The sequence below is a fragment of the Exiguobacterium sp. s166 genome (assembly GCF_018618855.1).
GTDB lineage: Bacteria > Bacillota > Bacilli > Exiguobacteriales > Exiguobacteriaceae > Exiguobacterium_A.
Window position 1 is genome coordinate 167,031 of sequence record NZ_JACSMU010000004.1, and the last position, 20,451, is coordinate 187,481.

A 20,451-nucleotide genomic window follows, 5' to 3' on the forward strand; every position below is an offset into this window, starting at 1 on the left:
TCACTTGAAAGAGTGTGATAAAGTTTGAGAAGAGCATGTATGGAAAGGATTTAAGTATGATGAAATATTTTGTAATTTTCTTATCGACCCTATATTTGGCGGGATGCGGTCTTACATTGCCTCATCCGGCTTCCTTACTTGAACACCCGGCGTTACCGGAATGGGAAAAATCATTAAAAACAAAAATTGAGACCGATTTGCCGACAGAAGCGGAAATCGTGGCCCCTCGGAATCAATCCATTTCAAGGCTGTATGAATTGATTGATTTGAACCGGGATGGACGTGATGAAGCCATCACCTTTTACCGGATCGAACAACTAGGGACATTTCAAATCAAAGTGTTGGTACATGAACGCCTGAAGAACAAGTGGGTTTTACATGTGAGCCAGCCGATTGCGACAGGACGATCGATTGATCAACTGCATGTCATCCTCGATAAATCCAAAAAAGTGAATCAACTGATGATTGGTGTGACGAGTCTTGAAGAGAACACGGTCTATCTCCTGAAAGATTTGATGAAGCCGTCGATTAACACTACTAAAATCGATACATATGATCGATTGACGATTGCCGATTTGAATCAGGACCGACGTCAGGATATGGTATTGCTTAAAAAAGGACGGACGACGGAACTTGTGTATTATGAGGAAGCCTTGAACCCGACCAACCGGCAAAATGTCACATTGCCAGTCAAAGAAGGTGATTTATTTGCGGATCATGATCTGTTTGAAATTGATACCGTGAATCCGGCGAAGAAAAAGGGGATATTCGTTTCCTTTACCCGTGAGGCAAAAATGCATCTACGCGTCTTTCAACTTGAACAAGACCGGCTGACCTCGGTCCGCTGGGGAGAGACATCAGAAATCGTCGAGCCGATGTATACGTTCCCGAAAGATGTCGACCAGGACGGTGTCATCGAATTTGCGCATCAATACACGCCTGACGGAAGCATCGGACGTGTGGCCGAAGAAAAACCGAGAATCACGGCCTATTACGCATGGAACGGCTCCGACGTGGAACCGTTTCTTGAAAGCGGCTTTGAGCTTCGGGAAGAGCAGTATATTGATCTCGAATACAATTTCGTCATGCGTTTTCCCGCAAACTGGGCGACACGTGAAACTATTGAGAAAAAGGACAATCGGGTCCGGTTCATCAACCGAGAGACCGGAACGATTGATTTTGAACTGGAGATCATTCCAAAGACTCAATACATCGCCAGTCATCGCAAGAAGAAAATTAAAGAAGGCATTGATTACGTGTATGTCATCTCTACCAATCAATCCTATGAAGAGTACGCTGCCAACGTAGCGCTCGTGGAATAAAGTAAAAGCAGGAGGAAAATAAGATGACTAAAATATTAGTGGCCGAGGATGAGCATGCGATCCGCAGTTTCATCGTCATTAATTTAAAACGTGCAGGATATGAAGTGATTGAAGCGGAGAACGGACGGGAAGCATTGAACTACTTTGAACAGCAAACGTTCGATATCCTGCTGCTCGACATCATGATGCCGGAAGTCGACGGATTCGCGGTATGTGAACAAGCGCGCTCGAAAGATGAGGTCGTCGGCATCATCATGCTGACGGCACGGACGCGTGAAGAAGATAAAGTCATGGGACTCAGTGTCGGTGCGGACGATTATATCGCGAAGCCGTTCAGCCCGGCTGAACTGTTGGCGCGCATCCAGTCCCTGCTCCGTCGGGTCGAAACGCTCCGTCGCCGGAAACAACCGCGTGAACTCGTCTCAGGTCCTTTTCGCATTGATCTCGGAGCAAAGCGGGTGCAAAAAGCAGGGATTGATGTCGAAGTCACACCGACAGAATACGATTTATTATGCCATTTCATTAAAAATGAAGATCAGGTCATGTCGCGGGACGAGTTGCTCGATGCAGTGTGGGGCGAAAACTACTTCGGAGACCGGAAGACGGTCGACGTCAACATTCGCCGTTTACGTCAGAAAATCGAAGAAAATCCAGCAGAACCCCAGTTCATCGAGACGTTATGGGGACACGGCTATAAATGGCGTAACGAAAAATGAAACGACAGATTTTGATGCGGTTCATGACGATTATTACGGTGACAGTGCTGCTCGTCATCGGAATCCTATCTTTCGTGACGTATAACTATTATTATGTGACGGCGACAGATGTCTTGAAACGGCATGCGAACGCAAGTGCTGTCTTATTTGCGAACAGTGGTCTGGCATATGATTTTCAAGATTCAGAAGCGACGATTCATGATGTACTTGATTCGTATGCCTACACGGATGCGGAGATCGAAGTGCTGGATGCGAAGGGGGTCCCCCGTTATTCATCCACGGGTTTCGTCTCAAAGCGGAATATGACGAAACAGGAAGTGACACGTCTGCTGAGCGGGGGAACGATCACGAAACGTTACGATGATCCGGCAACGAATGAACATCTGCTTGAGGTGACAGAACCGATCGTATCGTTCGGACAGACGACAGGAGCACTGCGTTATACGACGTCGCTCGCTAAAATCGATCAACGGGTCATTGAAATTTGTCTGGCGATTCTCTTGTTGGGTGTCGTGATCTGGGGACTGGCCTACATTTATTCCTCCCGTCTCGTCTCGTCGATCGTTCGACCGATTCAGGAAGTCATCGGTGCATCCGATCAAATCGCCAAACAGCATTATGATGTTAAGGTCAATGAAGAGTACACGTTCGAACTGGGTGAGCTTGCCCGAACAATCAACTATATGGGACAACAGATCAAACAACAGGAAACATTAAAAGACGAGTTTATTTCCGGGATTTCGCACGAGTTACGAACACCGCTCACTTCCATCAAAGGGTGGAGTGAAACGTTGCTGGCAGAGCCGGAACGATTGCCGGAAGAAGCATCGCTCGGGATGGGCATCATCCATTCTGAAACCGAACGGTTGATTTCTCTTGTTGAACAGTTGCTTGATTTTTCAAAACTCGAAACGAGTCGTTTAGTCTTATACCGGCAAGAAGTGAATTTGACGGAAGTCATCGAAACGGTGACGGCGCAGCTCCGGCAAAAACTGGAGGAAAAAAATATTCGGATTATCCGTAAGTTACCGGCACAGGTAATCGGGTTGTACGACGAAAACCGATTGAAACAAGTTTTTTTGAATTTACTCGACAACGCCATCCGTTTTTCACCGGTTGACGGCGAAATTACGATTCGCCTTGTCCGTTCCGAACGTGTCCTCTTTTTATCCTTCAGCGATGAAGGTCCCGGAATTCCGAAAAATCATCTTCGTCACGTCACGGAGAAATTTTATCAAGTTCAAAAAGGAAAAGGGGGAACAGGATTAGGACTGGCGATTTGCCGGGAACTGGTTGAAGCGCATGAAGGAAAACTGTTCATCGATAATCAACCGGAAGGCGGAGCCATTGCGACGATCCTCCTGCCGGTCACAAAAGCATAACGGCAAAGTCAAATGAGAAGCGCTTTCGAAACTGAACTGGTAAAGTAAAATGAGAATCATGCTTCACAGCAAGACGAAACGAATGGAGGAATCAGTCATGGCACTTGGCGTATCGAACGGCAGATTAAGTCCGCTTACAGGGAAACCGAACGCGGTATCGACACAGACGGATAAAGAAGCGTTGAAGATGACACCTTTACCGTTCAACGGAAATCTAGCAGAATCAAAATTTCAAATCATGCGGGTTCTTCAAAGTCTTGACCGGGTGACAGTAGTCAAAGAAGATCCAACGTACATTCATGCTGTCTTCTCGAGTAAAGTCCTTCGTTTTAAAGATGATGTTGAATTTTATTTCGACGAAGCTTCCCAAAAAGTTCATTTCCGCTCAGCTTCCCGTGTCGGTTATTCCGACTGGGGCGTCAACCGAAAACGAATGGAAGACATTTCGGCACGGTATAAGGAGGCTTCCCTATGAAAAGTTATCAGTTGGTCGTAATTGGTGGTGGAGCAGCCGGAATGACAATTGCGGCAGGAGCAGCCAGTCTTGGTGCCCATGTCGCATTGATTGAGCGTCATACACATTTAGGTGGAGATTGTTTGCATTACGGGTGTGTCCCGTCAAAAGCGTTGATTGAAGCAGCGCATGACGTTCATGTCATGAAGCAGACGGCAGCCAAGTACAATGTGACCCTGAACGGAGACGCAGTGTACAGCAAAACAAAAGCAAGCGTCGACCGTGCCCGGAATATCATTCAGTCGCATGACGGAACGAAACGGTTCGAGGATTTGGGTGTCGATGTCTATATCGGCGAAGCCAGTTTCTTGAGTGCCAATGAAGTCGAAGTAGCGGGACAACTGGTTGTCGGAGAAAAATTCGCGATTTCGACGGGATCACAGCCGATCATTCCGCCGATTGAGGGGCTTGATACGATTCCGTACTTAACGAATGAGACGATTTTTGAACAAACGGAACGCCCTGAACGATTGCTTGTCATCGGCGGCGGAGCGATTGGTCTCGAATTATCGCAAGCATATGCGCATCTCGGAACGGAAGTGACTGTGATTGAGGGTGCTAAATCCTTGATGCCAAAAGAAGACCGCAGCATGGTCACGGTACTACAACGACAAATCGAACAGGAATTGACACTCCATTTGGATACGACCGTCACAAGTGTCCGGAAAGCTGCGAACGGAATCGAAGTCACAGTCAAAACAGGCGAAGAATCCCGTGTCATTGAAACGGATGCCGTACTCGTGGCTGTTGGCCGGAAGCCGCGGATTGATGCGTTACGCCTTGATCGCGCAGGTGTTCATGTGGAAAAAGGTTATGTTCAAGTCGATGCTTCCCTTCGGACGAACCAACGTCATATCTTTGCTGTCGGTGATACGATTCAATCGTTGCCGTTCACACATGTGGCCGGTCTCGAAGGAAAAACGGTCGTCACGAACGCCTTGTTCGGCTTACGGACAAAACCAGATTACCGTGCCGTTCCATGGGTGACGTTTACGACACCTGAACTGTTCCACCTGGGACTGACAGAAGAAGAAGCACGTCAAAAACACAGTGACATCAAAGTCTATGAAACCGGACTTGATGAAGTCGATCGGTTTGTCATCAACGGCCGGACGGAAGGTCGCGTCAAACTGATTGCTGATAAACGCGGAAAACTGATTGGTGCCCATGCAATCGGCGAGCAGGCCGGCGAATGGATGCAGGAAGTCGTTTATGCGATGGCGCGCAAAGATAAGGTCGGTCAGTTATCCCGTGTCGTTCATCCGTACCCGATTCGTGGGGCGGCGGTCCAACGTGCGGCTGATTTATACTGGCGTGAACGTCTCTTTGACGGTCCATTGCCAAAATGGTTAAAACGATACTTTGATTGGAAACAAGGAGAATAATACATGCAACAATCTGCTAAAAAACGTAATTTCGTTCCGGTCGTCATTCTTTTGACGCTCGTCATCAATCTGTTGGTCGCTCTGTTGTTTTTTGCGCCGCCTTTACAAGTCGGTGACGGGTTTGACTGGACGCTGCTTCCTTTTTTAAATGCCATCTTTAACAGCTTTACCTTTATGTTGTTACTCGGTGCCTGGATTTCGATTCGCCGGGGAAACCGGATCAATCACCGCCGTTTCATCGGTGGTGCCATGACGACGACGACATTATTCTTGATTTCGTACGTGACGTATCATGCGGTCAGTGAATCGACGAAATTCGGCGGAGAAGGATTCGTTCGTCCCGTCTATTTCTTTATTCTCATTTCGCACATCATTTTAGCGGCGGTCATCGTACCGCTCGTCTTGATGTCGCTCGCTCATGCGTTGAATCAAAATTTCGAGAAACACAAGAAGTGGACGCGTTTTACAATGCCACTTTGGTTATATGTCAGTCTGACGGGCGTTATCGTTTACGTGATGATTCGTCCGTACTATTAAACAAAATCGTGCATCAAAAAAACAGGTCCATTCCGATTGTTCTCGGAGTGGACCTGTTTTGATTGCCGAATCGTCATACAGCAAAGGATGTTACGGTTTTACCTTCGTTTCATCCAAGACGTTTTGTGCTTTGATATCAATCAGTGGACGGATCAGGACTTCGACACGCCGGTTTTGACTGCGACCGTTTTCCGTATCATTCGAAGCAATCGGTTGATACTCTCCGTAGCCGCTGACCGTAAATCGTTTAGGTGCAAGTTTCGGATTCCGCTGAAGAGCACGCATGAAACTGATGGCCCGTTCTGCACTGAGTTCCCAGTTCGACGGATACTGAACGGTATTGATCGGAATGTTATCAGTATGACCCGAAACCTGGATTTGACGTTGTCCTGCTTTGACAAGCAGGGTACTCATACCTTGAGCGATTTGAATTGCATCGCCTTTTACATCTGCTTGGGCAGGAGAAAAGAGGGCCCGGTCACGGATCGTGAAGACAAGTCCTTCATTCGTGACCTCGACTTTGATATCTTTCTCAAGCTTCTGTTGTTTAATGTAATCATTGGCTTCTTCTTTGATCTTTTCGAGCTCAGCGACTTCGTAGCTTTGTGCTTTTGTTCGGGCATCCGTTTTTTTCGAATCCTCTTCTTCTTGTGAGGTCGATAAGGAACTGTTCGTAATCATGCCGGATCCACCATTGAAGACGGAACTGAACGATTGGGACATGGCTTTCAGTTTGACGGCATCGACGTTACTCGAAGCGAACAGTACGATGAATAAAGCGAGTAATAATGTCAGGAGATCGGCGTAAGGAATCAGCCAGCCTTCAGAGATGTGTTCATCATGCGGCTTCTTTTTCCGTTTCATACGTCGCACGCTCCTTCGGTGTCAGATAGACAAGTAACTTATCCTCCAGGTTTTTAGGAGATTCTCCGTTCTGAATCGATAAGATTCCTTCAATCATCATTTCATAGAGTTGGATTTCAGTAGCTGACTTTTGCTTTAACTTGGTCGCAAACGGGAACCACAAGACGTATCCTGTAAAGATCCCGAACAGCGTCGCGATAAAGGCACCGGAAATCGCGTGACCTAATTTTTCGATGTCTGAGAGATCAGACAAGGCCGCAACGAGACCGACGACGGCCCCGAGAACACCAAGGGTCGGTGCATATGTACCGGCTTGTGTGAAGATGTTGGCATTCGCATGGTGCCGTTCAGTCATGTTTTCAAGGTCACGCGTCATGACGTCTTCAACATATTCTGACGGTTGACCGTCAATGACCATCATGACGCCGCGGCGCATGAACGCATTATCGACTTCTTCGATTGCCGTTTCAAGTGACAATAAACCTTCCTTTCGAGCCTGTGTCGAAAGGGTTAAAAATTGTTGGAGCAACGTTTGTTTTGTCATCAATTGCTGTTCAAAGAAGATGACTTTAAACAAAGCAGGGATGATTTTAAGACGTTCCTTTGGAAATGAAATCATGATTGCTGCCGCTGTACCGACAAAAATGATGACTAGTGCTGCCGGGTTCAGTAATGCAACGGGTGGAGCCCCTTTGAGAATCATTCCTCCGACTAAGGTGATGAGCCCTAGTATAATACCAATAATCGACACGATATCCATTTCATTTGTGCCACCTTTCCCCATGTTGTCTGATCGTGAACGAAAAACAAAAAGAGCAGAAGAGGCGTCTTCTGCTCGGAAATCCAAAAACCGAGAATCACGCGCCGTTTTCATCGATAAGCAACTGAATGCTTTCGTTTCGTTCGTCACGTTCTATATCGGTTAATACATCGTATTTTTTTAATGCAATATACAATTCGTTTAGAATTGATTGATCCACATGTAGCGATAGTAACTCCTCGAATTGATAATATAGCTGTGCGGGCATCCATTGCGATTGGCGTTCAAGCCTTCGCGAGACATCTTCAATCGAATGGTCAGCCGTCCTAGGGTCCACTGTTTCCCTCAACCTCCTTTTATGATTAAACGTCGACTTTTATCTATTTTACCAAAAAAAAACGAAAACGTTTAGTAGATTGCAGATTTAATTGAACTACCTCCACCTATGCTTCACTAAGAGATGGAGGATTCCTGAGTTATCCGACCTAGCGGTCGAAACCTGATCAGGCTAACCCCTCGTCTACGCCGACGGATGAACCGGTCTTCGGCAGTTCGTGGATTTCCTGCTCGACAAGCAGGGAGACGAAGTACTTGCCTGAAGCGTTACGCCGGATCGTGGCGTTCAAGATGCGTCCTGCGACCTGCCTTGAGTTGGCGAAACGCACCCACTTCAGCTTAGGAAGTTTGAGCTTGCTGCCGACGATCGAGACCTCGGAAAGCTGGTTCTTCTTCTCGATATTGGTCTTGTAGGATTGGACGGGATGGCGCTTCGATTTGAATCGAGGCCGTTCGTTCTGCTTCTTGAAGAAGCGGTCATACGCATCGGTCAGGTGTTTGACACTCGATTGAAGCGAATGACTATCGACTTCTTTCAGCCAGTCGAACTCTTGCTTCAGCATCGGGATTTTTTTCGAACAAGAACCGTAAGACAGTCCTTTGCCCGTCACTTTATACGTCTCATCCCACTTCGATAAGAAGTAATTGAAGATGAAGCGCGAACAACCAATGGTCTTCGCGATCAGGATTTCCTGCTCTTTTGTCGGGGATATTCTAAATTTGTAGGCCTTATGCTTCAACATGATTTTCACCTCCGGTTTATACACGAAAGGGAGGGGAGCGATTCACTTCCCACTTTCACTTCGTTTAGAAGTGGGAGTACTTTCGCCTAATTTATATAGAACAAATGTTTTTGAGGGAGTATGATAGATGCAATTGGGTCATTTCATCTTAGGAGGAGTATGAATATGTTTTCACATAAAAGACGTTCACGTCTTGCGAAGTTCGGACGGTTCGGAGAACTGATTTATCATCAGTTATTCGATAAACCGGCCCGATTCATTGCGACCGGTTTTACCTTGACCATCTTACTGGGTGGTTTTTTACTGTGGTTACCTATGTCCCAACAGGCAGGTCAGGATATATCGTTCATCGACTGTTTGTTCGTTGCGACTTCGGCCGGAACAGTGACAGGTCTTTCGACGATCAATATTGCCGAGTCCTTTAATCTGTTAGGACAAATCATCATGATGTTGCTGATTCAGGTCGGGGGACTCGGGTTCATGACGATTGCGCTTGTCTTGTTAAGCGTGACAGGACGAAAGATCGGTATCCGACAACGGATCATCATTCAAGAGATGTTTAATCTCGACAGTCCAGGCGGAACAATCCGTCTTACCCGGAACATCATCTTGACGACCGTCGTCGTTGAATTGATCGGGATGCTGTTGATTGCCCTCGACTTATTCATCCAATATAAGTATACGTTCGGCAAATCACTGTATTATGGACTGTTCCATGCCGTATCGGCCTTCAACAATGCAGGCTTTGCATTATGGGGCGATAACCTGGTCGGGTTTCAACAGGATACGACTTTCATCCTGACGATTGCCGCGTTATTGATGATTGGCGGACTCGGTTTTACCGTTATTGCGGATATCTCTGCGAAACGGAGTTTTAAGAAGATTTCCTTACATTCGAAACTGATGGTGTTGTCGCTTGTTGTCATCAATGGACTTGGGGTCCTTGCGATGATGATTTATGAATGGGTGTCGAACCTCGGATCGCTTCATGACAAATCCTTTTTTGAAGCGTTACACATTGTCTTCTTCCAAGTCGTCACGACGCGGACTGCAGGCTTTCAGACGATTGATTTAACGACGATGGTTCCGTTATCGATCGGATTGATGATGGTCTTGATGTATATCGGGGCAGGTTCTGCTTCGACGGGATCCGGAATCAAGGTCACGACGGCAGCTGTCATCTTGAAAAACGTCTGGACTTATCTGCGCGGACAACGTGAGACCGTCTTGATGCGACGGACGGTTCGGCCGCAGGCTATTCAAAAAGCTTATGCGATTGCCGTGTTTAGTCTCCTGTTCATTGCTTTGATCACGACGTTGCTTGCTTTGTCACAACCGAACATTTCTTTTGTCGGCTTGTTCTTCGAGACGGTGTCCGCATTCGGGACAGTCGGGCTGTCATTGAATGTCACAGCGGAATTAAACGACTTCGGGAAAGCCTTGATTATGTTTATGATGTTGCTCGGCCGGGTCGGATCGTTGACGATTCTGTTTACGTTTGCCGCTCAACACGATCGTTTGATTCGTTATCCGAAAGAAAATATGTTGATTGGTTGATGTTCCGGGAACAACCTGAAAAAGTGTCGTCTGGCCCATGTTTGATAGGGTGGACGACACTTTTTTTATTGGAAAAAGGAGAGACGCTTTGAAATCGGTCGGATAACAACCCGTGAATCGGTCATCCGATCATCGCGCGTCATACGGTTATCTTCGGTAATCTGCCACTTCGACCCATGCAGGATGTTCAAAGCTGTCACGATGTCAAAAAATGAATGACTTGAATTCCCGTTTGCCAGATAAAGACCGGGTGTATACGTCGTGATAATCGTGTAAAGCGTCTGTGCCGTATCCTCTAAAAAAGCACAGGAAGGATACCACTCTGTGCTGGCGGGAATCGGACCTGCAATAGCGTGGCGTTCCAAATAATCAATCATATTATTGGAGCCGGCTGCTTGCCCGATCTGCCAACCGATCCGGACGATGTACGCATCGGGATTGACCGCTTGGATCAGACGTTCGCACGTTCGTTTGTATACACCGTATTCATCCGTTGCTGCCGGCACGACCGCAGGATCATGAGGTCCTTTTTGATTGTCGGAATAGACGGAAGCCGTACTTGTAAAAAGAAACGGAATGTTTCGTTCAAACGACAGACGCGCAAGCGTTTCGGCAAATTCGGATGAACCCATCCCGATATGGAGCAACAAATCGGGTTGGACACGATCGATGAACGCTTCCATGACGGCAGGATCAGTCGTTGAGACGACAGACCGATCCCATGCGGTGATCTCGTAGTGATGGGAACGGAAGACGTCCGCGAGGACAGGAGCGACCGTTCCGTTCACGCCCGTTATTAAAACATTCATATTAGTTCTCCCGTCTGTGGATGTTTTGTTTTGTAATAGGCGACAAGGCGGGGAATCAGTTCCGCTAAATCCGGGCAGATGATACCGGTCCCGTCCAAATCACGCAATGTGTTACTCATATCATACCGGGCCGGATGCACGAAGTAATCAAGCGTCTGTCGCTGCATCTGTAAGCGTTTAGCGACGCGTGGTGTCAGCAGTGATGTGACGAGACGAAACGGGACGACCCCGCGTGGATAGGACCCGTAATAGACGACATGTAACATCTCGTAAATGGCGCGGGCACCATGCGGGAACGGATCGGTCAAGTGATAGGTCGTCCGGATGCCGGCCGGTGCATGACTGAGATATGTCGTCGCATTGACGACATAATCATACGGAACGAGGTTGATGAGTGCGTTCGCTCGTCCGGCATAAGGCAACGGGGCAAAAGGGCTCAAAAACCGTAGCGCATTTAGAACGAAATAGACACCATCCCACTTAGGTGTTTCACCAGTCTTGGAATGTCCGACCACGATTCCGGGACGGATGATCGTATAGGGTAACGCTCCAACTTCTTCGCGGAACCGTACTTCTGCCATGTATTTCGTTTCTTCATAGGCATTTTTAAAGTCTGCCTGATGCAATAACTCATTTTCAGAGATCGTTCCGGTTCGAAGACCGGAAACGTATGCGGTACTGAAGTAAACATAACGCTCCAAGTGAACGAAGGTATGGGCAAGACGTGTCACATGAGAAGTGCCCGTGACGTTAATCCGAAAAGCAGCATCGTAAGAAGTCGCTAAGTCATACAGAGCAGCGAGGTGGAAGAGATGGGTGACGCGACCGGCCACCTCCTGCCGGATTGACCCAGGCAAACCCAGCCCTTCTTTTGTAATGTCGCCTTCAATCAAAATTAACTGTTCTTCCTTGAGCGGAGTCGTCCGCAAAAGCTGTTCTTTTTGCGAAACGGCACTCGCGTGTTCATGTTTAAGATGCAACAGATAAAAGCAGTCAATTTGCTCAGGAACAAGAGCCAAACGTTCGATCAGCTTCGTTGCCAAAAAGCCCGGAAATCCTGTCATCAGATAGGTTCGGTTCATTTTTTTTCAAAATCCTTTCGTGGATCAATTTCTAATACAATCGTGAACGTTGATCCTTGATTTAATTCTGATTCGACGGAGATAGCGCCTCCATGGGATTCTATGATTTCCTTACAGATGGCGAGCCCTAAACCGGTTCCACCGATTTTTCGGACAGCGGAATTGTCAACACGATAAAATTTTGTAAACAGTTTATCAAAAGCGGTGGATGGAATACCAAGCCCGTAATCAGTCACGCTCAAGATGGCTTGATCTGCTGCTTTTTCCAAGCGAACATCAATATGATCAGCGGCAGGTGAATATTTGATTGCATTGGATAACAGATTGATGATGACCTGTTTAACTTTGTCTTCATCAGCAAAAATGACAATCGGATCATCATCCATCGTGGCATGAATCGTATGTGTCTCTGCTGTTTCACCACAGGTTTCAATCGTTTCTGCTAACAATTGGCGTAACGAAAATGGTTTGAAGACATAGTCTTGTTTGCCACCTTCCATTCGCTGGATATCTAAAAAATCATTAAGAAGATTGGTTAGCCGTTTTGCTTCCTCATGAACGATTTCAACATACCGGGTCGTTTTTTCAGGTGTAGGTTGCCGGTAACGCAACAGTTCCATGAAACCAAGGATGGATGAGAGCGGCGTCCGCAATTCATGGGAGACGGTGCTGATCAATTCATCTTTGACGTGATTCATTTTTTGTTCTTCCGTCCGGTCACGGAATACGAATAAAAAGCCGTGACGAGAAAAACGACTGCGTTCTTTTTTGATCGAGGTCGCATAAAATTCAAAGTAGTGATGACTGGATTCATCGGGTTGCTGCAGCGTGAAGCGGAAGGAGATTTCGGAATGTTTCCCTGCCAGTAATTCCTCGACTTGCTGCAACATGGCGTAACGTGTTGCTAAATCGAGATTCGGAATCATACTGATCCGCTCCTGGATTTTACTTGGTGCGATACCAGGAACATCCAGCAGTTTACGTGCTTTAACGTTCATGTAGGTGAAACTGCCATCTTCCCCGGTCAGTAAAAAGCCTTCATTGGAAGCTTGAAGAATCGATTGCGTAATATCACGTTGACGCATGATGGCATTTTTTTCACGCTCCAACATCTTTTCGATTTTCTTTTGTTCGGTGATGTCGCGCACGACAGCGACGCGCATCCGGTTTTTTTCATATGTGATTTCGCGGGGAAACACTTCAATTTCGACAGAAGTGCCGTCTGCCCGCCGTCCGATGACTTCATAAGGTTCTTCATAATGATTCGTGATTCGGCGAATGACGGATTCCTGAAACTCAGGTTGGACAAAATCAAGAATCTGTTGTCCTTTTATCAGTTCGAGTCGGGTCCGGAAAATGATTTCCGCTGCCCGGTTAGCATCGAGAATGACGCCATCATTATGAAAGATGACGGCTTCAAGAACCGATTCGGCAATCAGACGGAATCGCCGTTCACTTTTTGCGAGATGCAGCTCGACTTGTTTTTGAGAACTGATGTCTGTAATGAATAAGAAGAAACCGCCATTTTTGAGACTTGTCATGTATAAGCGGCCATAAAACCGGGAACCGTCTGTTCGATGATACGTCCAGTCGTTTTCTGTACCCCGTCCGTGCAATAGAAGGATATCTTCATCGGACAGGTTTTTTAGATTCAACTGTTCCAGATGTTGTTTCCGGAGCTGGAATTCTTCCGGATCGTGGATCGAGATTGGTGTCATCTCCTGAGGCAGTGCGGCCGGATCGACACCGAACATGGTCCCGGCTGTTTCGTTAATGGCTGTGATACGGAAATTTGGATCCGTCACGAGAACAGCGGCATCGATGGTGGAATCCAATAATTGATGGAGATCAAGAGACTGGATTGTCACTAAAAAGAAATCCGTTTGTTCGACTGGGGAAATCGTCAACGTGTAAGGAAGAGAAACGATCTGAACCCGAGTTGAAATCGGAAAAAGTGTGTCTTCTAATAAAAAGAATGAAGAAAGCGATGTATCAGCTGATGACAGCCGGAACTGTTGATGAAATGCAGGATTCGCAAAGTCGATGATACCGAATCGATCCACTAGTACAACAGGCTCTTCGAGAGCGCGCAACGTTGCATGAATGACTCTGCTGAAAGAAGGAGATGAATGTTCTGCCATGAGCTACCTCCTTAAAAGGAATGAACGATAAACGGATGTGTGTAAAAAAGTCAGCAGGGTGACGTATTCTCTATATATTCTCCGTCTGATGACGTCGTTCCTATCACCTGCGCAAGAGAAGCTTGAATTTAGTATGATGAATTCAGAGAACAATCATGATTAAAGAGGGTATCACATAGAATCAGAAGGGTGGAAACAGCACGATGCAAAAACAAACAAAACGAAGAATGATTGCCTTCTTATTCGCAGTGAGCGGAGGAGCCGCTGCTTATTTTTTTTCGAGTTCTTGGGAACCTTTAATCTTGATTGTCAGTATAGTAGGGTGTACACTCTTTTTGATCCTTTCCTTCCTGACTCCATCATTAGCAAATCGACTGGACCGGATGGAAGGACGAGAGTTTGAGGAATGGTTGGTCGAGCTTTTTGAAAGAGCCGGGTATCGTGTCGAGTTGACACCGGCCTCACGTGATTTCGGAGCAGATTTATTGATTGAAGACGCACAAGGGTATAGGATTGCGATTCAAGCGAAACGGTATGGTTCAGTCGTAGGACTCGAAGCCGTTCAACAAGTGGCAGCTGCCGTCCCGTTTTACGGCATGGATGAAGGATGGGTCGTGACGAACTCGACCTACACGGAAGCCGCTTATCGTCTGGCAGAACCGAATCGGGTTCGGTTGATTGATCGGAACGAATTACTGGAATTTGCTCATGAAATTGGCTTTCGCTAATGTTGTCGAATGATTGTCGACAAAAGGGGGTTGTCAATTTGTTCAAACGGTGCAATAATCATTTTCGTTAACGAAATATCAGTCAGATAAAGAAAATCAAAATTATACGGAATGTCTAAATATACTGGGGACGAAATACCAGCACTTTTTAGCAGTGAGAGGAGAATTTCTGTTGCGCAAAGTTGTCTATGTGCAGGGTTGCGTTTTTTCGCAAGGTCATGCCGCGATTTATGATGAATCGCACCAAATGATTGGTGCAGTTCAACACGACGAAACCGGTCGTGTCCAAGTAATGAATGGTGAAGGTAGAGGGGTAGCGTTTGGTAAGTTCATCCCGACATGCAAGAAATGGGTCGTGATGAACCATGATGGTCAAGAAGTAGGTCAAATGCGTGAGAAATTTTCACTCTTCTCGAAGAAATGTGAGTACAATGTTTACGAACGTGGTACGTACACAATTTCCTTCGACCTGACAAAAGGAAAATTCTCAGTACGGAGTTCAGCGGGAGAAGTCGTCGCAGAATTGCTGCAAGACGGCGATGAATACCGTCTTGTCAAAGATGCGGATAAACTTTCGATGTACGAGTTACTCTCGGTTCTAAAAAGCCTGACGAATAACGTCAACTATAAATCACTTACAGCAGTTTAAACAAAAAAGATGTCCGGCCATCGCTTTGATGGTGGGACATCTTTTTTTGTTAAGTTTGTAAGACATGTTGAAGACGTTGCTTTGCTTCATGCGTCAGGTGCGATATACGGCGTGCGTAGAGGCAGAGCTGGAGGACATGGACCGTTTCAGGGCGATAAGCATTGATGCGCTCTAAGGACCGTCTCAAGCGTTTTTCCGTCAATTCGATTGGACCGCTTGTTTCCGCATGCTGGGTATACACAAGATAGAAATCGAGCGGACTGATCAAGTCATCTTCATCGATGTTTGGATTCTTAAAGACGATCGTCAATAATTCACGTGTTTCTTCCAGCGAAAACAGATGTTTTAAATCATCAAGTAAGTAAATGATAGCAGCCTGGTTAATGGAATACTTTTTACCACGATGCGGAACACCGATGATGTCACGGACTTCACGTTTCGTCCAATTTTGAATCGTCGTTGCCGACATATGCTCCCCGATCAATGCATTGGCAAGGTGGACGATTTCATTAATGGATAAGCCATTTTTGGAAGGGTCGAACTGTTTGAGGCGGGTCATTACTTTTGGCAGATCGGCTTCCTCTTCAGATGCGAGTGTTCCGATTCCTTTGCCTTCTTTCAAACGAAGCAGGCAACTGGATAACGTTTGTACAGCTTGAGCATCATACATGCAGAATACTTCCTCTCTAGAACGTCATTTGACCTTATGTTAACAAATGGAGGTTCGAAAGAGCAAACGCCAATCGAACAAAGTACAATGAAACTATCAGAAAAAGGGGGATTCGTATGGAGTGGATTGCGGCAATCGGAACAATCGTCGTCGTTGGAATCGTCTTAGCCCTTCTCGAATGGTTGGGAAAGAAACGACAGGCGCAACCCGAGACGATTCGAAAGTGGATTCATATCGCGGTCGGGCACTGGGTGTTTCTCGCGCTTGCCTGGATGGAGCATTGGTATGTAGCAACTACACCATTGCTGTTCTTTACACTGGTTAATCTGGTCACCTTAAAACGAGGGACCGGACAGATGAATCAGGTAGAACGGATTTCATATGGAACGGTGTATTATCCAATTTCCTTAGCCTTATTAGTTCTGTTTTTCTTTGAACAGGAGCCGATGGCACTTATTGCAGGAAGCATGGTCCTTGCCTGGGGAGACGGAGTAGCTGCACTCGTCGGAAAACGGTTCGGGAAAACATTTTACACCCGTGGAAAAATCCGTCGCTCGTTTGAAGGAAGCATTGCGATGTTTTTAGCTTCGTTCCTTGTCTTGACGGTGACGTTCTTATGTTATGAAGTACCGACCTGGCTCGCTGTCAGTTACGGCTTTTTACTGGCGAATATCGCAGCTTTGATTGAAGCAGTGTCTTACCGGGATACCGATAACCTGTTGATTCCGCTGACGATTGGAGCTCTTGTCGCCTTTGCCTTGTAAATTACGGACGGTGCAACAGACGACGGACGAAATAACGGCTCCGGATCGACAGGTAGAGCGGAATGGACCGGATTCCAGCATGGCGATACGTCAAATCGCGGCAGATGGTCTTGAAAACAGTCTGATACATCCGTTCCTCTGATTGATCATAAACGGCTGCCCACATGCTGTGTTCAATCATCAAGGAAAGCATGGAATCGAGCTGGAAGACGGTGTCTTCATCCGGTTCGCCGTCCAGTGTCTTACAGAACAGGTCATAACGCATTTCCGCATTGTTGGCAGCGATTGCATGGAACATCATATCGTGACGGTGATCCGGAATCTCGAGCAGCATCGCATACAAGGATTCGAGCACATAGTCGTCATGACCCGGCATGGTTTGCATCATATCGATGGTCATCAAGGTACCTTCTCCGCCAGGACCAATCTTTTTTAAGTACTGAAGAGCATGGGAAGCGGCCTCACCATAAAATTCCCGGTCATAATAATGGACGGCCAGATGCCGGTGGACACTCGGTTCATCCGGAAAAAGCGACAAAGCGGCCAAAAAATGCTGTTCCGCTTCGTGTTGAAATTGTTCGACTTCACTCATCAAGCCGAGCAGCAAGTGAGCCCGGACATGATCGCCGGTTTTAGCACGTGTCTGCTCCAGTTGCCGACGGGCGGCTGAAAAATTTTGCTCATGAAACAACGCATAGGCTTCTGCAATTCCTGGGAGGGGATGGTTCGGTGCTAGCTGCCGAAGTCGCTCAATTTTTTGCTGAAACAGCGTTGGTTCGAATTCAACTGTTAAATGATGTAACAAATCGACTTCCGCAAATGGAATCGTGATCTCGTTTGATTGTGCGTGTAGCGTATGTACCATGTTAAAACCACCTTATATCGTGTTATGTGTTCATCATAAGGGAAATGGAAGACAAGAAACAGTCCGTTGCACGGAGCAACGGACTGTTTCCGGTCATATAGAATGGACTTAAGCGTGTAAGTGAAGAACGTCTTCAACCGATTTGTACGTATATCCGAGATCGCGGGCGACAGCTTCGTACGTGACAAATCCTTGCGCGACATTCAGACCTTTTTCAAGCGAGACGTTTTCGGCGAGTGCACGGTGTGTTCCTTTGTTTGCGAGTTCCAATACATAAGGAAGCGTTGCATTCGTCAAAGCGAGTGTTGATGTGCGTGGAACCGCACCCGGCATGTTAGCGACAGCGTAGTGAACAACACCGAACTTTTCATACGTCGGATCATCGTGTGTCGAAATCCGGTCAACTGTTTCGAAGATTCCGCCTTGGTCAATCGCAACGTCAACGATGACAGAACCCGGTTTCATGCGTTCGACCATTTCAGCTGTGACGAGTTTCGGCGCCTTTGCTCCAGGAATCAAGACGGCACCGACAACAAGATCACTTTCGGCGACAGCTTCTGCAATCGTATATGGATTTGAAATCAGCGTGTTGATTGAATTACCGAAAATGTCATCGAGTTGACGGAGACGTTCCGGACTGACATCGATGATGGTGACATCTGCACCGAGACCAACGGCAAGTTTTGCTGCGTTTGTTCCAACGACTCCACCGCCGATGACCGTTACTTTACCGCGACGGACACCAGGAACACCTGCAAGCAGGATGCCCATACCACCATGCGGTTTTTCAAGAAACTGAGCACCGATTTGTGACGCCATCCGACCGGCCACTTCGCTCATCGGTGTTAAGAGTGGTAACGTCCGGTTTTTTTCGACCGTTTCGTATGCGATTGCTGTAATTTTTGAATCGACGAGTGCACGTGTCAACTCAGGTTCTGCAGCCAGATGAAGGTATGTGAACAATGTGAGTTCCGGACGGAAGTATTGATATTCCGAAGCAACCGGTTCCTTAACTTTCAATGCCAACTCGGCAGTAGCCCAAACTTCAGCCGCTGTCTCGATGATTTGTGCCCCTGCTTGCGTGTATTCTTCGTTTGTAAAGCCGCTCCCCATACCAGCAGTTGTTTCGACGATGACCGTATGTCCTTGACCCGTTAAAGCCGCTACCCCAGCAGGCGTTAACGCGACACGATTTTCATTGTTTTTAATTTCCTTTAATACTCCGATGATCATAAATGCGATCCCCTTTCGCGAATAAACAAACAGTGTGTCACTTCTCCTTCAGTATACGAGAAATGAAAGCGTTCTACTTTATCGGCGATTTCAAAAATACAAGCAATCCTTTGTGAAAAATCACAAAGGATAACGGTCTGCTTTTAAATACAGGTAAAGAAGGGCACGTTCCGGAAGCGACTCCATCCGGATACCGGCTTCTTCCTCGATTCTTCGCATCCGATACAAAATCGTATTCGGGTGGACATGCAGGTGGGAAGCGACCTGTTTGACGTTTCCATCATAATGAAGGAACCACTCCAACGTCTCACATAACGAAGCGGCATGTTTCCCGTCATAGGCGCGTAATCGCTCAATCTCTTCTAAACGAACGGTCCTTCTGCGCAGACGTTCGGAAAAAATCGGTAACAGCTGGAATAAACCAAGACGCTCATATCGTGTGACGGTATTTAACTCAAACGGAAATGCATCTTTTAACCGGAGAACGATCCCCGTTTCTTCGTAACGTTCCGGAATCGACTGAACGCCGGTAAATACTTCACTGCTGGCAGAGATGAATTTCGTGTAATTAAATCGTTCGGCAAGCATTTGTCGGAAAGATTGAATGAAGGCATCAAATTGTAATCGTTCGTGGTGGGCATCTTTATCATTTGTGCTGATCCACAAAATAAAATCGGTTTCATCGTACGCGTACAAAAGCGGTCGGACGGTTTGTTGGATAGTCAGCAAATAACGTAACCGATCAGCAAGTCGCGGTGTGATGGCTTCTGAAAACCGGATCACCATCAGGCGACTGATTCCGGGTGGAGCAATGTGTAGTTTAGAGAAGGTCTTTAAAATTTCCGACTCGGACATGTCTTCGTGAAGTAATTCAAAAAAGAATTGTTCGGATTTTTCTTCTTGGCGTTTCTTTTGCATATCGATGGCGAGTAACTGCCGTTGAGCCAGCAAAGCTCCTTTTTTTAAGTCGGATAACTCGGTTTCTGAAAAGGGGATGCTGCGGGCGATTGACCAAATGTACCCTAAAATTTCTGTATCTTGCTTGATCGCAATCGCGACACGGTCATTCAAACCGACACCTGTACGGGCTGAAATGATCAACGGTTCATTTTGTGCCGCAAGATTCTGAATGACTTCGTCTTTCCACAGTTGATCAATGACCGATTCAGGGACGCGTCGCCCGATAATCGTTGCAATCCGGGCCGGGTCCGTATCGGCAGTGTGTGTACTATAAGCAAGCAATCGGTGATTACGATCCTCGATGGTAATTGGAGCACTCAGTGCGACACCAATCGCTTCCGCTAAGTCCTCAAGGGAATGATACGTCGCTTCCAACATAAAAATCAGACCTTCTTTCTCTATATAAAATATTGTTGAAGTAAGTATATCTTTGG

General features: G+C 46.7%; 20 protein-coding genes and 1 pseudogene. 10 read left to right on the plus strand and 11 right to left on the minus strand.

Features of this window, described 5'->3' with window-relative positions; translation table 11 throughout:
• Window positions 1–59: 59 nt before the first annotated feature.
• From KNP93_RS11005 to KNP93_RS11030, 6 genes are all read left to right on the plus strand, one after another.
• Complete coding sequence (locus KNP93_RS11005) at window positions 60–1,322, plus strand: hypothetical protein (protein WP_251138789.1); 1,263 nt, start codon at window positions 60–62, stop codon at window positions 1,320–1,322.
• 23 nt (window positions 1,323–1,345) lie between these two features.
• Window positions 1,346–2,038: a response regulator transcription factor gene (locus tag KNP93_RS11010; protein WP_131503501.1), complete on the plus strand. Its 693-nt coding sequence runs from the start codon at window positions 1,346–1,348 to the stop codon at window positions 2,036–2,038.
• The gene (locus KNP93_RS11015; protein WP_131503500.1) at window positions 2,035–3,420 is read left to right on the plus strand and encodes a sensor histidine kinase; all 1,386 of its coding nucleotides are present in this window, start codon (window positions 2,035–2,037) and stop codon (window positions 3,418–3,420) included. The genes KNP93_RS11010 and KNP93_RS11015 overlap by 4 nt, the downstream gene beginning before the upstream one ends.
• A 97-nt stretch (window positions 3,421–3,517) precedes the next feature.
• Entirely contained in the window at window positions 3,518–3,895 is a 378-nt protein-coding gene (locus tag KNP93_RS11020; protein ID WP_131973502.1) for a DUF1499 domain-containing protein, read from the plus strand.
• On the plus strand, window positions 3,892–5,319 hold the full coding sequence (locus KNP93_RS11025) for a dihydrolipoyl dehydrogenase family protein (protein WP_131503498.1): 1,428 nt from the start codon (window positions 3,892–3,894) through the stop codon (window positions 5,317–5,319). The genes KNP93_RS11020 and KNP93_RS11025 overlap by 4 nt, the downstream gene beginning before the upstream one ends.
• Before the next feature lie 3 nt (window positions 5,320–5,322).
• On the plus strand, window positions 5,323–5,856 hold the full coding sequence (locus tag KNP93_RS11030) for a DUF420 domain-containing protein (protein WP_114596650.1): 534 nt from the start codon (window positions 5,323–5,325) through the stop codon (window positions 5,854–5,856).
• 90 nt (window positions 5,857–5,946) lie between these two features.
• Here KNP93_RS11030 and KNP93_RS11035 read toward each other — a convergent pair whose 3' ends face one another.
• The 4 genes and pseudogenes from KNP93_RS11035 to KNP93_RS11050 form a co-directional block, all read right to left on the minus strand.
• Window positions 5,947–6,720 carry a flagellar motor protein MotB gene (locus tag KNP93_RS11035; protein WP_131503496.1) on the minus strand — a complete coding sequence of 258 codons (774 nt, stop codon included), beginning with the start codon at window positions 6,718–6,720 and terminating at the stop codon, window positions 5,947–5,949.
• On the minus strand, window positions 6,695–7,480 hold the full coding sequence (motA, locus tag KNP93_RS11040) for a flagellar motor stator protein MotA (RefSeq protein ID WP_131973501.1): 786 nt from the start codon (window positions 7,478–7,480) through the stop codon (window positions 6,695–6,697). Before motA ends, KNP93_RS11035 begins: the two co-directional genes overlap by 26 nt.
• A 97-nt stretch (window positions 7,481–7,577) precedes the next feature.
• Window positions 7,578–7,817, minus strand: a complete 240-nt coding sequence (locus KNP93_RS11045) for a hypothetical protein (protein WP_012371741.1) — start codon at window positions 7,815–7,817, stop codon at window positions 7,578–7,580.
• Between the two features lie 172 nt (window positions 7,818–7,989).
• Window positions 7,990–8,559 (minus strand): annotated as a pseudogene (locus tag KNP93_RS11050) (RNA-guided endonuclease TnpB family protein); the annotation flags it as partial.
• 165 nt (window positions 8,560–8,724) lie between these two features.
• Here KNP93_RS11050 and KNP93_RS11055 point away from each other — a divergent pair.
• On the plus strand, window positions 8,725–10,116 hold the full coding sequence (locus KNP93_RS11055) for a TrkH family potassium uptake protein (protein WP_131973500.1): 1,392 nt from the start codon (window positions 8,725–8,727) through the stop codon (window positions 10,114–10,116).
• A gap of 65 nt (window positions 10,117–10,181) precedes the next feature.
• On the opposite strand, the gene KNP93_RS11060 is transcribed toward KNP93_RS11055, so the two are convergent.
• From KNP93_RS11060 to KNP93_RS11070, 3 genes are read right to left on the minus strand one after another with little or no spacing between them, the layout of a single operon-like run.
• On the minus strand, window positions 10,182–10,925 hold the full coding sequence (locus tag KNP93_RS11060) for a sugar nucleotide-binding protein (protein WP_131973499.1): 744 nt from the start codon (window positions 10,923–10,925) through the stop codon (window positions 10,182–10,184).
• Window positions 10,922–12,007, minus strand: a complete 1,086-nt coding sequence (locus tag KNP93_RS11065) for an SDR family oxidoreductase (RefSeq protein WP_131973498.1) — start codon at window positions 12,005–12,007, stop codon at window positions 10,922–10,924. Before KNP93_RS11065 ends, KNP93_RS11060 begins: the two co-directional genes overlap by 4 nt.
• Window positions 12,004–14,148, minus strand: coding sequence for a PAS domain-containing sensor histidine kinase (locus KNP93_RS11070; RefSeq protein ID WP_131503491.1), 2,145 nt, complete (start codon window positions 14,146–14,148; stop codon window positions 12,004–12,006). The genes KNP93_RS11065 and KNP93_RS11070 overlap by 4 nt, the downstream gene beginning before the upstream one ends.
• 203 nt (window positions 14,149–14,351) lie before the next feature.
• Between KNP93_RS11070 and KNP93_RS11075 the strand changes: the two genes are divergently transcribed.
• Both KNP93_RS11075 and KNP93_RS11080 read left to right on the plus strand, forming a co-directional pair.
• A complete protein-coding gene (locus KNP93_RS11075; RefSeq protein ID WP_131503490.1) occupies window positions 14,352–14,876 on the plus strand; it encodes a restriction endonuclease in 525 nt (174 codons plus the stop codon).
• Between the two features lie 172 nt (window positions 14,877–15,048).
• Window positions 15,049–15,525 (plus strand): LURP-one-related family protein, encoded by a 477-nt coding sequence (locus KNP93_RS11080; RefSeq protein WP_026827182.1) that lies wholly within the window; start codon window positions 15,049–15,051, stop codon window positions 15,523–15,525.
• A 49-nt stretch (window positions 15,526–15,574) separates the two neighbouring features.
• Here KNP93_RS11080 and KNP93_RS11085 read toward each other — a convergent pair whose 3' ends face one another.
• On the minus strand, window positions 15,575–16,195 hold the full coding sequence (locus KNP93_RS11085; RefSeq protein WP_131973497.1) for a DUF1836 domain-containing protein: 621 nt from the start codon (window positions 16,193–16,195) through the stop codon (window positions 15,575–15,577).
• Between the two features lie 116 nt (window positions 16,196–16,311).
• Between KNP93_RS11085 and KNP93_RS11090 the strand changes: the two genes are divergently transcribed.
• Window positions 16,312–16,959, plus strand: a complete 648-nt coding sequence (locus tag KNP93_RS11090) for a diacylglycerol/polyprenol kinase family protein (protein ID WP_214855319.1) — start codon at window positions 16,312–16,314, stop codon at window positions 16,957–16,959.
• Window position 16,960: 1 nt separating this feature from the next.
• On the opposite strand, the gene KNP93_RS11095 is transcribed toward KNP93_RS11090, so the two are convergent.
• From KNP93_RS11095 to KNP93_RS11105, 3 genes are all read right to left on the minus strand, one after another.
• Window positions 16,961–17,824 (minus strand): tetratricopeptide repeat protein, encoded by an 864-nt coding sequence (locus tag KNP93_RS11095; protein ID WP_214855321.1) that lies wholly within the window; start codon window positions 17,822–17,824, stop codon window positions 16,961–16,963.
• Between the two features lie 108 nt (window positions 17,825–17,932).
• Window positions 17,933–19,057, minus strand: a complete 1,125-nt coding sequence (gene ald / locus KNP93_RS11100; RefSeq protein ID WP_131973494.1) for an alanine dehydrogenase — start codon at window positions 19,055–19,057, stop codon at window positions 17,933–17,935.
• A gap of 120 nt (window positions 19,058–19,177) precedes the next feature.
• Window positions 19,178–20,395: a PucR family transcriptional regulator gene (locus KNP93_RS11105; protein WP_131973493.1), complete on the minus strand. Its 1,218-nt coding sequence runs from the start codon at window positions 20,393–20,395 to the stop codon at window positions 19,178–19,180.
• Window positions 20,396–20,451: the final 56 nt, after the last annotated feature.